The organism is Arthrobacter sp. 10T413_2 (assembly GCF_056394205.1).
In genome coordinates, this window is the sequence record NZ_JBFTHK010000005.1 from 15,364 (window position 1) to 30,451 (window position 15,088).

Below are 15,088 nucleotides of genomic sequence, written 5' to 3' on the forward strand. Positions count from 1 at the left end.
CATGCAGACAGTAGTATCCAACCGCCTAGCCGGACGCAGCGCAGTCATCACTGGTGGCGCCAGCGGCATCGGGCTGGCTACCGCCCGACGGATGGCCGCGGAAGGCGCCAATGTCGTCATCGCCGACATCGAACCCACCTCCGGCCTCGCTGCGGCCACCGAGGTCGGCGGCCTGTTCGTCAAGGTCGACGTCACGAGCGAAGACGACGTCCGGAACCTCTACGCCCAGACCAAGGAAACTTACGGCAACGTTGACATCGCCTTCAATAACGCCGGGATCTCCCCCGCCAGCGACGGTTCAATCCTCGACACCGGCATCGATGCCTGGCGCAAAGTCCAAGAAGTGAACCTGACATCCGTGTACTACTGCTGCAAGTACGCCATCCCCTACATGCAGGAACAGGGCAAGGGCTCCATCATCAACACGGCCTCGTTCGTGGCGGTCATGGGCGCGGCGACCTCCCAGATCTCCTACAGTGCCTCCAAAGGCGGTGTGCTTTCCATGAGCCGGGAACTCGGCGTCGAATTCGCCCGGCAGGGCATCCGGATMAACGCCCTCTGCCCGGGCCCGGTGAACACCCCGCTGCTGAAGGAACTCTTCGCGAAGGACCCGGAAAAGGCCGCCCGTCGGCTGATCCACGTTCCGCTGGGACGCTTCGCCGAGCCCGAGGAACTGGCCGCCGCCGTCACGTTCCTGGCCAGCGACGACGCCTCCTTCATCACGGCGTCCACCTTCCTGGTGGACGGCGGGATCTCCGGCGCGTACGTCACGCCCATCGACTGAGCCGGGAGTACAAGTACGGCACTAGGGGTGCCGGCCGGGATCGCGTCCCGACCGGCACCCCAGCGGCTTAAACGCACAGCGGATTAAACGAACGCCGACTTTCCGGTCACGGCCCGGGCCACGATCAGTGAATTGATCTCGTAACTGCCCTCATAGGTGTAGAGGATCTCGGCGTCGCCGAAGAGCTTGCCCATCTCGTAGTCGCTGCTGATCCCGTTGCCGCCCATGAGGGACCGGCCCATCGCCACCGACGCCCGCGCCAGCCGCGTGGTGGTGGACTTGGCCATCGCGGCCTGGACCATCTCCAGCTTGCCTTCCTCCTGGATCCTCGCCAGCTGGGCCATCAGGGCCAGCGAGGCGGTCGCGTTGCCCAGGATCTCGGCGAGCTGCTGCTGGATGAGCTGGAAGCGGGCCAGCTCCTTGCCGAACTGCCGGCGCTGCAGCGAATAGGAACGCGCGACGTCGAACGCGGCCAGCTGGATGCCGGCGCCTTGCCAGCCCACCCAGGCGCGCGAATCGCGCAGGAGCTCGTTGGCCTTGGAGAAGTCGGTGGCACCCGGCAGCAGGTTGGCTTCCGGGATGCGGACCTCATCGAGGACGATGTCCGCGTTCTGCATGATGCGCAGGCCGATCTTGTTGGCGATCTTCGTGGCGGTGTACCCGGGCCGGTCCGTCTCCACGATGAAACCCTTGATGTGCTCGTCGGCGACGTCCCGGGCCCAGACGAGAGCGAAGTCCGCGATCGTGCCGGCCCCGATCCAACGTTTGGCGCCGTTGATGACCCACTCGCCGTTCTCCAGCCGGGCGGTAGTCTCCAGGCCGCCGGCAATGTCCGACCCGTGGTCCGGCTCGGTCAGGGCGAACGCTCCGAGCTGGGTGAAGGCGGTGAGGCCGGGGAGCCATCGGGCCTTCTGTTCCGGGGAGCCGAGCTGATCGATCATGCCGACAATCAGCTCGTTGTGGATGCCCACGAGCGCCGAGAGCGAGACGTCGGCGCGGGCCACCTCGACATACATGAGGCCCTTGAAGAGCTTGGACGTGCCGTCCGTCTGCAGCCCGCCCAGACCGTACTTTCCGAGTTCCGCGAGCATCCCGAAGGGGAACTCCTCGCGGTTCCAGTAGTCGATCGATGCCGCCCGGATCCGGGACTGCAGGAAATCCCGGACCTCCTGGTACCGGAGCTGTTCGTCCGGCGGCAGCAGGTCCACGATGTACATGAGGTCGGCGTCGGGAAACGGCGGCTCTGCCGCGGAGGCCGCAGCAACCGTTCCGGCTGTGGCTGATTCGGCTGTGTCTGATTCGGCTGACGCCAACTGTCCGTTGGCACGTCCTGGTGACTGCACGGGCACGCATCCCTTCGTCATGCGCCGCCAGCAGAGCGACGCCGCTCTTCCAAACCCTTGGATGTCCTAGTATATTGCAGAGTGACGGGGATCACTAGACGGGCGCCGCGGCGGGCCGGCGGGGTCCCAGGCAACGGCGTTGTGCCACGGACCGCCCGGAACGGCTGCGCCAGCGAACTTCGAAAGGTGCACCATGACCGTAACTGAGGAATTCCGCGCCGCCAGAGACCGGCTGCTGGCCCTGCGCGGGGACTACGAGGGCGCCCGCAGCGAATTCCAGTGGCCGCGCTTCGAAGAATTCAACTTCGCGCTGGACTGGTTCGACCAACTCGCGGCGGATCCGGCCAAGGCGGACAACCCGGCCCTGGTGATCGTCGAGCAGGACGGGTCAGCAACGCGCCGCAGCTTCGCGGACCTCTCCCGGCGCTCGTCCCAGGTGGCCAACTGGCTGCGGAGCCAGGGCGTGCGGCGCGGGGACCGGATGATCATCATGCTCGGCAACCAGGTGGAGCTCTGGGAACTCATGCTGGCCGGCATCAAGCTGGGCATCGTCATGATCCCCACCACCACCCTGATGGGGTCCGCGGACCTTCAGGACCGGGTGGAGCGCGGCGGCGCGACCTGGGCCGCCGTCGGAAGTGCCAACATCGCCAAGTTCGCCGACGTCGCGGGTAATTACACGCTGATCGAAATCGGCGACGCCGCCGCAGAACCCGCCGGAGCACAGGACACGGCGCTGCAGTATGCGGAAGCCGACGCGGCCGKAGAAGACTTCACCCCGGACACCCCCACCCTGGCCAACGAGACCCTCCTGCTCTACTTCACCTCCGGCACCACGTCCAAGGCCAAGCTGGTGGAGCACACGCACACCTCCTACCCGGTCGGTCACCTGTCCACGATGTTCTGGATCGGGATGGAACCGGGCGACGTCCACCTCAACGTCGCATCCCCGGGCTGGGCAAAGCACGCCTGGTCCAACGTGTTCACGCCGTGGATCGCCGAGGCTTGCGTGTTCATCTACAACTACGAGCGTTTCGACGCCAAGGCCCTCATGGAGCAGATGGACCGCGAGTCGGTGACGAGCTTCTGCGCCCCGCCCACGGTCTGGCGCATGCTCATCCAGGCCGACCTCACGCTGCTCAAGAACCCGCCGACCAAGGTGGTGTCCGCCGGCGAACCGCTCAACGCCGAAGTGATCKACCAGGTCCACCGCGCCTGGGGCCAAACCATCCGGGACGGCTTCGGGCAGACCGAATCGACCGTGCAGATCGCGAACACCCCGGGCCAGCCGATCAAGATCGGCGCCATGGGCAGGCCGCTGCCCGGCTACGACGTCGTGCTCGTGGACCYCGCCACCGGTGAGGAGTCCGACGACGGCGAACTCTGCCTGCGCCTGGACCCCCGCCCCGTAGGGCTCATGAAGGCCTACTACGGCGACCCGGAGAAKACCGCGGAGGCTTTCCGCGACGGCTACTACCACACCGGCGACATGGCCAGCCGGGACGAACGCGGCATCATCACGTATGTGGGCCGGGGCGACGACGTCTTCAAGTCCTCCGACTACCGGCTGTCCCCGTTCGAACTGGAGAGCGTGCTGATCGAGCACCCGGCGGTGGCGGAGGCCGCCGTCGTGCCCTCCCCCGACCCGCTCAAGCTGTCCGTGCCGAAGGCGTTTGTGGTCCTGGCCGCCGGGCACCAGCCCGGCCCGGAGCTCGCCGAGGACATCCTGCGGTACTGCCGCGAACACCTGGCCCCTTTCAAGCGGATCCGCCGCCTGGAGTTCGCCGAACTCCCCAAGACCATCTCCGGCAAKATCCGGCGCGTGGAGCTCCGCCACAGCGAGGAAATGCGCCACGGCGGCGGACCCGTTCCGGAGGGCCTGGGCATCGAGTATTCCGAGGCCGATTTCCCGGCACTGAAGGGGCAGAGCTGACCGTGGGAACGCCGCTGCCCCGAGATCCGATCGCCGACGCCCGGCTGAACTGGGAGCGCCACGGCTGGGCCGACGTCGCCGCCCCGATGGCGGCCATCACCGCCATCATGCGGACCCAGCAGATTCTGCTGGGCCGGATCGAAGCCGTGCTCAAGCCGTTCGGGCTCACCTTTGCACGGTATGAGCTGCTGGCATTGCTCAGTTTCGCACGCAGCGGCGCGCTGCCCATGAACAAGGCGAGCGCGCTGCTTCAAGTCCACCCCACTTCGGTCACCAACGCCGTGGACCGGCTCGAGAATGCCGAGCTGGTGGTCCGCTCCCCCCATCCGACGGACGGCCGCACCACGCTGATCGAGCTCACCGCGGAGGGCCGCGCCCTGGCCAAACAGGCGACGGCGGTGCTGAACTCCGAAGTCTTCGGCCGCTCGGGCTTCGCAGACCAGGACGTGGACCAGCTGATCCGGATCCTTGGCACATTCCGCAGGAACGCCGGGGACTTCAGCGATTAGAGGACCGGTCAGCCACCGACGCCGGCAGGGACGGGCCTGCGGTCGAGATGGATGCCGGCGATCATGCATCGCACGGACCCCCCGGCCAGTTCGATCGTGGGAACGTCCACGGGCAGGAGGGTGCAGCTTCGTTCGATGATGGCCTTCTGCGCCGCCGTCAGGGTTCCCAGGGCCCGCCGGGAGAGCGCCAGCACGCGGCCTTCCGCGCCTTGCAGCTCGATCGCGTTGCCTGCGAAATTGCTGATCTGGTGGGGGCTCAGCTCGATGACCGCTCGTCCCCCGGAGGCCAGTCGTTCCATCACCTCACGCCGGCGTCCCGCCGAGCGGATCAGGTCCACTCCKACCATTGCGAAGTCTGTCGCCACAGTCATCATCACATTCGTGTGATAGACGGGAGTGCCGTCTGCATCGACCGCGTCGAACAGCATGGGCTCATAGCCGAAGTTGGTACAGAACCGCTCCAGGGCCACGGGGTCAGCCCGGCGGGAACGTGCGGCATAGGCCACACGGGAGCCGTGGTCCAGGACCATGGCCCCCGTTCCCTCCAGGAAGACACTGTCCATTTCCAGCCCGGAGTAGTCGATGACGTCCTGCACCCGGTAATGGGTCTTCAGGAAGTCCAGGATGTCGCTGCGGCGTTCGTGGCGGCGGTTGGGGGCGTACATCGGGAAGATCCCGATCCGGCCACCCGCATGGGTGGAGAGCCAGTTGTTGGGAAACACACTATCCGGGCGGGTTTCGTCATGGTCCTCGAACATGTTCACCGTGACACCGGCCGCCTCCAGCGCCTCGGCCAGCCCCGACACCTCCTGACTGGCGGCGGCGGCCAGCGTTTGCCGGTCCCCGGAGTGAGCCTGCATCTGGAAGGCCGCCTGGAAGGCATTGTCCAATGCCGTCGCCTCGTTTGGCATGAAGTTGTGCGGCCTCACGAGAACGACGGCGGAGGGGGCTTGAACGGACATCGCAGGCTTACGAGCCGACCGGGGAAAGGGCGCCCACGAGGCCGAACAGGTTCTTCGGGTCCTCCGGGCTGGCGACGAGGTCGATCTCCACGAAGAATTCGGTGCCGGCGACAGCGTCGCGCACGAACCGCAGGGCGGAAAAGTCCTCAATGGCAAAGCCGACCGAGTCGAAGATGGTGATCTGTGCATCGTCGGTTCGTCCGGGTGCTTTCCCGGTCAGGACCTGCCAGAACTCTGTGACACCAAAGTCTGCCGGCATGTGCTGGATCTCCCCTTCGATCCGGGTCTGGGGGGCGTATTCGACGAACACGTCGCCGAGTCCGAGGATCGCCGTTTCAAGCTCGGTCTTCCCGGGGCAGTCCCCGCCGATGGCATTGATGTGGACGCCCGGTTCAATCAGGTCCGCCGTGAGGATGGTGGCGTTGGCCTTGTCCGCGGTGCACGTCGTGATGACATCKGCTCCCCGCACCGCATCCGCCGCGGATGTGGCGATCGTGATGTCAAAGCCCAGCGGCGCCATGTTGGCCACGAACTTCTTGAGCGCGGCGGGATCCGTGTCCCATACCCGGAGCGTGGAGATCCCCAGGGCACTCCGGAACGCGAGGGCCTGGAACTCGGACTGGCTTCCGCTGCCGATCATCGCCATGACGCGCGAGCCGGCACGGGCGAGCTTCTTGGCCACCATGCCGGACGTCGCCGCGGTGCGCAGCGCCGTCAGGACTGTCATCTCGGTGAGGAACGTGGGATAGCCGTTGTGGACGTCGGCCAGGACGCCAAACGCTGTCACGGTCTGGAAACCGCGCGCGGGGTTGGACGGGTGGCCGTTGACGTACTTGAAACCGTAGGTCTCGTGATCGCTCGTGGGCATGAGTTCGATGACGCCGAACGGCGTGTGGCTGGCGATCCGGGGAGTCTTGTCGAACGATTCCCAGCGCCGGAAGTCATTCTCAACGTACTCGATCATGCCGGAAATGAYGGTCTCCGGCCCGCGTCCGGCGGCCCAGCGCACCATGTTGTGGACATCGACAAAGCGCGTCATTGCGCCTCCTCATTCTCTAGTTAGTTGCTGATGCCACAACTCTAGGATTCGGCGATATGCAGTCTCAATTGCCAAACAGCAAGCTTTTTGTTGTGCCACTGAGCATAATGATGACGCTAATTGTATATTTCGTTGGCTGGACCCTTTKGGCCCCGTGATCCCTAGCGCAGCACGGAGCTCAGCAGGAGGCTCGTTTCGCTGTTGACAACGCCATCAACGCCCCGGATCCGGCCCAGGACCTGGTCAAAGTCGACAAGACTCTCGGTGCGGAGTTCAGCCACAAGGTCCCACCCGCCGTTGGTGGTGTGCAGTGCCGTGATCTCGGGAAAGCCCCTGAGCTGGCGGATGACCCTGTCCGTCGTCCTGCCTTCCACCGCAATCAGAGCAACGGCGCGGATCGCCAGCGGGTCGAGCTCATCGCGCACCCGGACCGTGAATCCAACGATGGTCCCGGATGCCACAAGCCGCTCCAGCCGGCTGTTGACGGTAGCCCGTGCAACATCCAGCCGGCGCGCCAGGCTGGCCACCGAGGCCCTGCCGTCCTCGCGGAGGGCGGAGAGGAGCCGGCGGTCAAGATMATCAAGGGCGGTCATTGTCACAATGTATGTCCAGGCTCAGTATTTTGCGACTTCTGTCAATGAAAAGTGAAGTCTCTGACAGTTGAGTGGGCATATCGTCCACACCTCGGTCCCGACCTATTGCCCCTATTGCCCGGGATCTGAGCGGAGTCCCTATTGCCCGGGATCTGAGCGGAGTATCGTGGATCCGGGCAGGGCGGTGCCGTCCGGTCCGGCAGGAATCCCCCGCAGGAAACAGTACTCACGAGCGTCAACCGGCGACCGCTTAGGAGGGCCCCGTGCCGTCATCCAGCGTCCCCATACCCCAGCCCCCACCACGGCCGGTCGTCGGGAATCTGCCCGATATCGACTCCAGCAAGGGAGTCCTGGGGCTGGTCGAAGTGGCCGAGCAGTACGGCTCCATCGTCCGCATTCAGTTCTTCAACCGCAGCATCGTCGCTATCTCCTCCCAGGAGCTCGTCAACGAGGTGTGCGACGAATCCCGCTTCGGCAAGGTGCTCGGCACTGCCCTCCGCGAGGTGCGGCAGTTCGCCGGTGACGGCCTGTTCACCGCGGAAACACAGGAACCCAACTGGCAAAAGGCACACCGGATCCTGATGCCGGCGTTCGGGCCCGCGGCGCTCAAGCGGATGTTCGTGGGCATGGACGACATCGTCGAGCAGCTGCTGCTCAAGTGGGAACGGCTCGGTCCCACAGCCAGGATCGACGTTCCCGACAACACCACCCGCCTGACTCTGGACACGATCGCCCTGTGCTCGTTCAAGTACCGGTTCAACAGCCTCTACCGGGAAGAGATGCATCCCTTCGTTGGGGCCATGGTCCGCGCGCTGGTCGAATCCGGCGGACGGGCACGCAGGCTCCCGGTACAGAACAAGATMATGCTGCGCAGACGGCACCAGCTCGAGGAAGACAACGCCTTGATGTTCGAGGTCGCCGAGCAGATCATCAGCGACCGGCGGCGCAATCCKAGCACGGCCGGCAGCGAGGACATCCTCKACACCATGCTCAGCGCGGCGKACCCCGTGACCGGCGAGCGGCTCTCGGATGAGAACATCCGCTATCAGATGGTCACGTTCCTKATCGCCGGGCACGAGACCACAAGCGGCCTGCTGTCCTTTGCCCTCTACGAACTGCTGCGCCATCCGGCCGTCCTGGCCAAGGCGCACGCCGTGGTGGACGAGGTCCTGGGCTCGGACAGCGCCAGGTTCGAGCACCTGCCCCGGCTGGGGTACCTGGACCAGATCCTCAAGGAAACCCTGCGGCTCTGGCCGACGGCCCCGGCGTTCAACGTCGCCCCGTTCCAGGACACGACGCTCGGCGGCCGCTACGACGTCCCCKMGGGCCAGCCCATCCTGGTCCTGCTCCCGCGGCTGCATCGGGACAAGGCGGCTTGGGGAGAGGACGCCGCCGAGTTCGACCCCGAGCGGTTCTCCCCGGACCGGGCCGCGACCATCCCGGCCAATGCCTGGAAACCTTTCGGCAACGGCCAGCGCTCCTGCATCGGCCGGGGTTTTGCCCTGCAGGAGGCCATGCTCTTCCTGGCCAAGCTGCTGCAGCGCTTCGAGATCGCCTCGGCGGATCCCGGCTATGAGCTGCAGATCAAGCACACGCTCACGATGAAGCCTGAAGGTCTGTACATCCACGCGCGCCGGCGGGACGTCAGGATCGCGGCCGGCCATGCCGCCGTCGAACAGGCCCGGCAGGCGGAAGCGCCGGCTGCCGCCCCCAACGGCGTCCCGATCCGGGTGCTCTACGGCTCCAATGCGGGCACGTCCAAGGACTTCGCCCAGCGCATAGCCAACGACGCCGGACGGCGCGGCTACAGCCCCACGATCGGGCCGCTCGACGAGGCCGCGGGCGGGCTGCCGGCGGAAGGGCTCGTCACGATCGTGTCCTCTTCCTACGAGGGGCAGCCGCCGGACAACGCCCGGAAATTCCTGGCCTGGACCCAAGGCCTGCAGCCGGGCAGCCTCGCCGGAGTGCGATACACGGTCTTCGGCAACGGCAACAAGGACTGGGCGCGAACGTACCAGGAGGTGCCCAAGGCCATCGACGCCCGGCTCGCGGCCGCCGGCGCCGTGCCGGTCTATGCCCGGGGCGAGGCCAATGCCCGCGGCGACTTCTTCGGCGATTTCGACGAGTGGTATGCGGGATTCTGGCCCGCGGTGGACGCCGCCCTCGGGCAGCGGACCATCTCCCCGGCCGCGCAGCCCCAGCTTGAACTGCAGTTCGTGGGCAATGTCCGGGACCCGCTGCTGCGCCAGAACGGCCTCGCCCTCGGCACCGTCGTCGCCAACCGGGAGCTGGTCGATCTGGCCAAGCCCGGCGCCCGGTCCAAGCGGCATGTCGAGATCGCCCTGCCCGAAGGGATGAGCTACCGGACCGGCGACTACCTGGCCGTGCTGCCACTGAATCCCGCCACACTCGTCCAGCGGGCGCTGGCCCGCTTCAACCTCGACTATGACTCGCACGTCCTGCTGAGCATGGAACGGGGAGACACGTTCCTGCCCACCGGCTCGCCCGTGGCCGTGGGCGAACTCCTGAGCAGTTACGTCGAACTTGCGGTCCCCGCCACCCGCACACAGCTCGAGGACCTGGCCGACGTCGCCGCGGATCCTGCAGAGCGGAGCGGGCTTGAGGCCCTGGCGCAGGACCGCGGGCGCTATGCGACCGAGATCCTGGAGAAGCGCGTCTCCCTCCTGGACCTGCTGGAGACGTACCCGTCATGCCAGCTGTCGTTCACCTCGTTCCTRCAACTGCTGACGCAACTGACGCCCCGGCGGTACTCGATCTCCTCGTCCCCGCTCTGGAGCCCCGACCACGCCACCTTGACCTTCGCTGTCATCCAGGCTCCGGCGTGGTCCGGCCGCGGCACCTTCGAAGGGGCCTCTTCCACGTATCTCGCCCAGGCCAGGCCGGGGTCAAGGATCGCAGTGACGGTTCGTCCTTCGAATGCCGCTTTCCACCCGCCGGCGTCCTTGGCGGTMCCGCTCATCATGGTCTGTGCAGGGACCGGGCTGGCGCCCTTCCGCGGCTTCGTCCAGGATCGCGCGCTGCGGGCCCAGGCCGAAGGCGTGACGCCGGCACCGGCCCTGCTGTTCTTCGGCTGCCGCGCCCCGGACACGGATTTCCTCTACCACGCCGAACTTGCCTCTTGGGCGCAGGAGGCCAATCTCGATCTCCGGCCGGCCTTCTCCACCGTCCCCGAGGGTGGCCGGAAGTACGTCCAGGACCGGCTGTGGTCGGACCGCGCCGACGTCGTGGAGCTGGTAAAGCAGGGCGCCACGGTCTACGTTTGCGGCGACGGCGAATACATGGCGCCGCAGGTCCGCGACACGTGCGTGCAGATCTACCGGGAGGCCACCGGCGCCTCCCTGGCGGACGCCGAGGCGTGGATGGATGAGGTGGAGCGCACCCACGGCAGGTACGTGGCCGACATCTTCACCTGATCGGGCCCCGCCGTGGCGCGCCGGCCGCCCGGCCTCCGGCCCCTAGCGGTGGTTGAACTCCGGCTGCCGCTTCTCGGTKAAGGCCGCCATGCCCTCTTTCTGGTCCTCGGTGGCGAACAGTGAGTGGAACACGCGCCGCTCGAACAGCACGCCCTGGGCCAGGCCGGTCTCGAAGGCAGCGTTCACGGCTTCCTTGGCCACCATCGCCACGGGCTTCGACTTGGAGGCGATMACCGTGGCGGCCTTCAGTGCCTCCTCGACGACGTCGGCGGCCGGGACCACCCGGGACACCAGTCCGGCACGTTCGGCTTCCTCGGCGCCCATGAACCGTCCGGTCAGGATCATGTCCATCGCTTTGGATTTGCCCACCGCGCGGGTGAGGCGCTGCGAGCCGCCCATGCCCGGGAGCACCCCGAGGTTGATTTCCGGCTGGCCGAACTTGGCGTTGTCCCCGGCGATGATGAAATCGCACATCATGGCCAGTTCACAGCCACCGCCGAGGGCGAACCCGGACACGGCAGCGACCACGGGGATGCGGAGCCTGGTGAAGTCCTCCCAGCCGCGGAACCAGTCCGCCGCGTACATGTCCATGTAGCCCTTGGACTGCATTTCCTTGATGTCCGCGCCGGCGGCGAAGGCCTTGGCGGAGCCGGTCACCACTACCGCTCCCACGCCCGGGTCCGTGTCCATCGCGGTGACGGCCTTCACGAGCTCGTCCATCGTGGCCTTGTTGAGGGCGTTCAGGGCCTCCGGCCGGTTGAGCGTCACGAGGCCCACGCGGCCGCGGCGCTCCACCAGGATGTTCGCGTACTGTTCCGTCATGCGTGTTCCCCTTAGCTGGTTCTGAGCCTGCGTGGCCCCGAGCCTGTCTGGTTTCAGATGCTGCTTCCGTCCGGGACTAGTGCCCGGACGTGTCGGATTCTGACTTGTCGCGGATGTCGGTGATGATGCCGGAGAAGTCCCGCCCGGCACCGCCCTCCGCGGCAAAGGTATCGTAAATTTCGGAGGCKAGCGGGCCCAGGCGGGCCGCGACGCCGGTGCTCTGGAGCGCGTTGAGCGCCAGTTTGAGGTCCTTGGCCATTAGTGCCCCCGCAAATCCGGGCTGGTAGTCCCGGTTGGCGGGGCTCGTCGGAACCGGCCCCGGCACGGGGCAATTGGTGGTCAGCGCCCAGCACTGTCCCGAGGCTGCGGAGGCGACGTCGAACAGCGCCTGGTGGGTCAGCCCGAGCTTCTCGCCCAGCACAAAGGCCTCGCTGACGACGATCATCGAAACGCCCAGGATCATGTTGTTGCAGATCTTGGCCGCCTGGCCGGCACCGTGCCCGCCGCAGTGGACCACACGCTTGCCCATGACGTCCAGCAGCGGCTTGACGGCCTCGAAGTCTTCAGGGAGGGCACCGACCATGAACGTGAGCGTGCCGGCTTCGGCGCCCACCACACCTCCGGACACAGGGGCGTCGACGGCGCGGTKGCCCGCCGCGACGGCGAGCTCCGCGGCCTCACGGGCCTCGTCGACGTTGATGGTGGAGCAGTCAAGGAACATGGTGCCCGGCGCCGCGGCCTCCAGCAGGCCGGGCTGGCCGCCGGTGCCCCGGTAGGCGTCGAGCAGGTGCTGCCCGCTGGGCAGCATGGTCAGCACGACGGCGGCCCCTGCCGCGGCCTCGACGGCCGTCCCGGCGGTCGGAATGCCATGTTCCCGGGCGGCGTCCAGGGCCGCCGGGACGACGTCGAAACCGGTCACGCTGTAACCGGCCTTGACCAGGTTAACGGCCATCGGGCCGCCCATGTGGCCGAGCCCGAGGAAAGCGATGCGGCCTTCCCGTGGTGTGGTCTCAGGCATTGTTCTTCTCCTTTGAAGAGAGCTTCAGTTCACGGTCGCCCAGCGGCGCAAAATGGGCCTCGACGTCCTCGTTCGTCACGTMTGCGAGGGTGGCGGGCTGCCAGTGTGGCGTGCGGTCCTTGTCCACCACCTGCGCCCGGATGCCCTCGCGGAAGTCGGGGCCGGCAAGGAACCGGAGGCCCACCCGGTACTCCTGTTCCAAGGCCTCCGCCAGGCTCAGTCCGCGGACCCGGCGCAGGGATGCCAGCGCCACTTTCACGGCCGTCGGTGATTTGGCGGTGATCGTGTCCGCGGCCTCGGCGGCTGCTTCTCCCCCAATAGTGCGCAGCCGGCGAACGATCTCCCCGGCGTCGTCACTGGAGTAGCAGGCGTCGATCCACTCGCGCTGTCCGGCAAGAACTGACTGCGGCGCCGGTTCGGCGAACCGTGCGACGACGGCGTCCGCCGGCTCGGTTTCGAGCGCCGCCGCCAGCTCCGGCAGCCGGGCCGAAGCCACGAAGTGGTCTGCAAGGCCCAGGAACAGCGCGTCCGCCCCGCTCAGGTGGGCGCCGGTCAAGGCCGCGTGCGTGCCGGTCTCCCCCGGTGCGCGGGACAGCAGCAGGGTGCCGCCGACGTCGGGCACGAACCCGATGGTCGTTTCCGGCATGCCCGAGCGGGTGCGTTCGGTGACGATCCGCACCGAACCGTGCGCGGAGATGCCCACCCCGCCGCCGAGGACCAGCCCGTCCATGAAGGCGACGTAGGGCTTGGGATACTCGGCGATGAGCAGGTTCAGTCGGTATTCGACGGCCCAGAAGTCCGCGGTGGCGTCGCCGCCGTCGAGTAGGTCCCGGTAGATGGCCACKATATCGCCGCCCGCGCACAGGCCCCGGTCGCCGGCGCCCCGGACCAGCACCGCCGCGACGGCGTCGTCGTCGGCCCAGACCGTGAGCTGGTCCAGCATCGCGGCAGCCATTCCGGCGGTGAGCGCGTTGACGGCCTTGGGCCGGTTCAGCGTCACGACGCCGAGGCGGCCGCGGCGCTCGAACAGGACGTCGGCAGTCTCGTCGGCCCCCTGGTCCACCATCAGCTGCCTTCCGGCATGACGAAGCTGGCGCCCGTGCGAATGCCGGAGGGCCAACGGGTGGTGACCGTCTTGGTCTTCGTGTAGAAGCGGAAGGCGTCGGCGCCGTGCTGGTTGAGGTCGCCGAAACCGGAAGCTTTCCAGCCGCCGAAGGTGTAGTAGGMGATCGGCACAGGGATGGGGACGTTGATGCCCACCATGCCCACCTGGACCCGGCTGGCGAAATCACGGGCGGCATCGCCGTCGCGGGTGAAGATGGCCACGCCATTGCCGAACTCGTGCTCGCTGCACAGGCGCAGCGCCTCGTCGTAGTCCTCCGCGCGAAGCACGCTGAGCACCGGGCCGAAGATCTCTTCCTTGTAGATCTTCATGTCCTTCGTGACGTTGTCGAACAGTGTGGGACCCACCCAGAAGCCGTTGTCGTAGCCCTCTACCTTCAGGCCGCGGCCGTCGGTGACGAGGCTGGCACCTTCCTCGACGCCGGAGGCGATGTAGCCTTCGATCCGCTCCTTGGCGGAGGCCGCCACGACGGGGCCGAAGTCGGAATCCTTGGCCAGGCTGTGGCCCACTTTGAGCACGGCGATGCGCTCCTGCAGCTTCGCCACGAGGGCATCGGCGGTTTTCCGGCCCACCGGGACGGCTACCGAAATCGCCATGCAGCGCTCGCCCGCGGAACCGAAGCCTGCCCCGATGAGGGCGTCCGCGGCCATGTCCAGGTCCGCGTCCGGCATGATCACCATGTGGTTCTTGGCCCCGCCGAAGCACTGGGCGCGCTTGCCGTTCGCCGCGGCGGTCGCGTAGATGTACTGGGCAATGGGCGTGGAGCCGACGAACCCGATGGCMTGGACCCGGGGATCCGCGAGCAGCGCATCCACCGCTTCCTTGTCCCCGTTGACCACGTTGAAGACGCCGTCGGGCAGGCCCGCCTCGGTGAAGAGCTCGGCCAGCCGGAGCGGCACGGAGGGGTCCCGTTCGGAGGGCTTGAGGATGAAGGCGTTGCCGGCGGCGAGTGCCGGTCCTGACTTCCAGAGCGGGATCATGGCCGGGAAGTTGAACGGCGTGATGCCGGCGACGACGCCGAGGGGCTGCCGCATCGAGTGCACGTCGACGCCGGTCCCGGCGCTGTCCGAGAACTCGCCTTTKAGCAGGTGCGGGGCGCCGGCGGCGAATTCGACGACTTCGATGCCGCGCTGGATGTCACCCTTGGCGTCGAGGAAGGTCTTGCCGTGTTCGGAGGACAGCAGGGTGGCGAGTTCGTCCATGTTCTGGTTGACCAGGTCCACGAACTTGAGCAGGATCCGGCCTCGCCGCTGCGGGTTCATGGCGGCCCATGCCAGCTGGCCCTTCTCCGCGCTGGCAATGACGTTGCCCACCTCCTCTGCGCTGGCCAGCGGCAACCGGGCCTGGACCTCACCGGTGCAGGGATCGTACACATCGCTGAACCGGCCGGAGGTGCCGTCCACCCGCTGCCCGTCAATGTAATKGGATAGCTCTCGAACCATGACCGAATGCTCCTTTGCATGTGACCTAGATCATCTCTCCAGCCGAATATACTCGGACTTCCTACTAATTTCCAGAGGACCGGTGG

12 protein-coding genes are annotated in these 15,088 nt (G+C 67.0%); 4 read left to right on the forward strand and 8 right to left on the reverse strand.

What is annotated here, in order from left to right; genetic code table 11:
• The first annotated feature begins 1 nt into the window (after position 1).
• Entirely contained in the window at positions 2-784 is a 783-nt protein-coding gene (locus AC1DBQ_RS01775; RefSeq protein WP_476926859.1) for a 3-oxoacyl-ACP reductase, read from the forward strand.
• Positions 785-867: 83 nt separating this feature from the next.
• Here AC1DBQ_RS01775 and AC1DBQ_RS01780 read toward each other — a convergent pair whose 3' ends face one another.
• A complete protein-coding gene (locus AC1DBQ_RS01780; RefSeq protein WP_476926905.1) occupies positions 868-2,001 on the reverse strand; it encodes an acyl-CoA dehydrogenase family protein in 1,134 nt (377 codons plus the stop codon).
• A 319-nt stretch (positions 2,002-2,320) separates the two neighbouring features.
• Between AC1DBQ_RS01780 and AC1DBQ_RS01785 the strand changes: the two genes are divergently transcribed.
• Positions 2,321-4,060 (forward strand): AMP-binding protein, encoded by a 1,740-nt coding sequence (locus AC1DBQ_RS01785; RefSeq protein ID WP_476926860.1) that lies wholly within the window; start codon positions 2,321-2,323, stop codon positions 4,058-4,060.
• Between the two features lie 2 nt (positions 4,061-4,062).
• A complete protein-coding gene (locus AC1DBQ_RS01790) occupies positions 4,063-4,569 on the forward strand; it encodes a MarR family winged helix-turn-helix transcriptional regulator (protein WP_091250456.1) in 507 nt (168 codons plus the stop codon).
• Between the two features lie 8 nt (positions 4,570-4,577).
• On the opposite strand, the gene ctlX is transcribed toward AC1DBQ_RS01790, so the two are convergent.
• From ctlX to AC1DBQ_RS01805, 3 genes are all read right to left on the reverse strand, one after another.
• Positions 4,578-5,531, reverse strand: coding sequence for a citrulline utilization hydrolase CtlX (gene ctlX, locus AC1DBQ_RS01795; RefSeq protein WP_476926861.1), 954 nt, complete (start codon positions 5,529-5,531; stop codon positions 4,578-4,580).
• 7 nt (positions 5,532-5,538) lie between these two features.
• A complete protein-coding gene (locus AC1DBQ_RS01800; protein WP_476926862.1) occupies positions 5,539-6,570 on the reverse strand; it encodes an ornithine cyclodeaminase in 1,032 nt (343 codons plus the stop codon).
• A gap of 161 nt (positions 6,571-6,731) precedes the next feature.
• Positions 6,732-7,163 (reverse strand): Lrp/AsnC family transcriptional regulator, encoded by a 432-nt coding sequence (locus AC1DBQ_RS01805; RefSeq protein WP_476926863.1) that lies wholly within the window; start codon positions 7,161-7,163, stop codon positions 6,732-6,734.
• Positions 7,164-7,426: 263 nt separating this feature from the next.
• Between AC1DBQ_RS01805 and AC1DBQ_RS01810 the strand changes: the two genes are divergently transcribed.
• Positions 7,427-10,597, forward strand: coding sequence for a bifunctional cytochrome P450/NADPH--P450 reductase (locus tag AC1DBQ_RS01810; RefSeq protein WP_476926864.1), 3,171 nt, complete (start codon positions 7,427-7,429; stop codon positions 10,595-10,597).
• Positions 10,598-10,639: 42 nt separating this feature from the next.
• Here AC1DBQ_RS01810 and AC1DBQ_RS01815 read toward each other — a convergent pair whose 3' ends face one another.
• The 4 genes from AC1DBQ_RS01815 to AC1DBQ_RS01830 all read right to left on the reverse strand — a co-directional run bounded on the left by AC1DBQ_RS01815 (position 10,640) and on the right by AC1DBQ_RS01830 (position 15,002).
• Complete coding sequence (locus AC1DBQ_RS01815; protein WP_476926865.1) at positions 10,640-11,419, reverse strand: enoyl-CoA hydratase; 780 nt, start codon at positions 11,417-11,419, stop codon at positions 10,640-10,642.
• A gap of 76 nt (positions 11,420-11,495) precedes the next feature.
• Positions 11,496-12,437, reverse strand: a complete 942-nt coding sequence (gene mmsB / locus AC1DBQ_RS01820) for a 3-hydroxyisobutyrate dehydrogenase (protein WP_476926866.1) — start codon at positions 12,435-12,437, stop codon at positions 11,496-11,498.
• Complete coding sequence (locus tag AC1DBQ_RS01825; protein ID WP_476926867.1) at positions 12,430-13,503, reverse strand: enoyl-CoA hydratase/isomerase family protein; 1,074 nt, start codon at positions 13,501-13,503, stop codon at positions 12,430-12,432. The genes mmsB and AC1DBQ_RS01825 overlap by 8 nt, the downstream gene beginning before the upstream one ends.
• Entirely contained in the window at positions 13,503-15,002 is a 1,500-nt protein-coding gene (locus AC1DBQ_RS01830; protein ID WP_476926868.1) for a CoA-acylating methylmalonate-semialdehyde dehydrogenase, read from the reverse strand. The genes AC1DBQ_RS01825 and AC1DBQ_RS01830 overlap by 1 nt, the downstream gene beginning before the upstream one ends.
• Between the last annotated feature and the right edge of the window lie 86 nt (positions 15,003-15,088).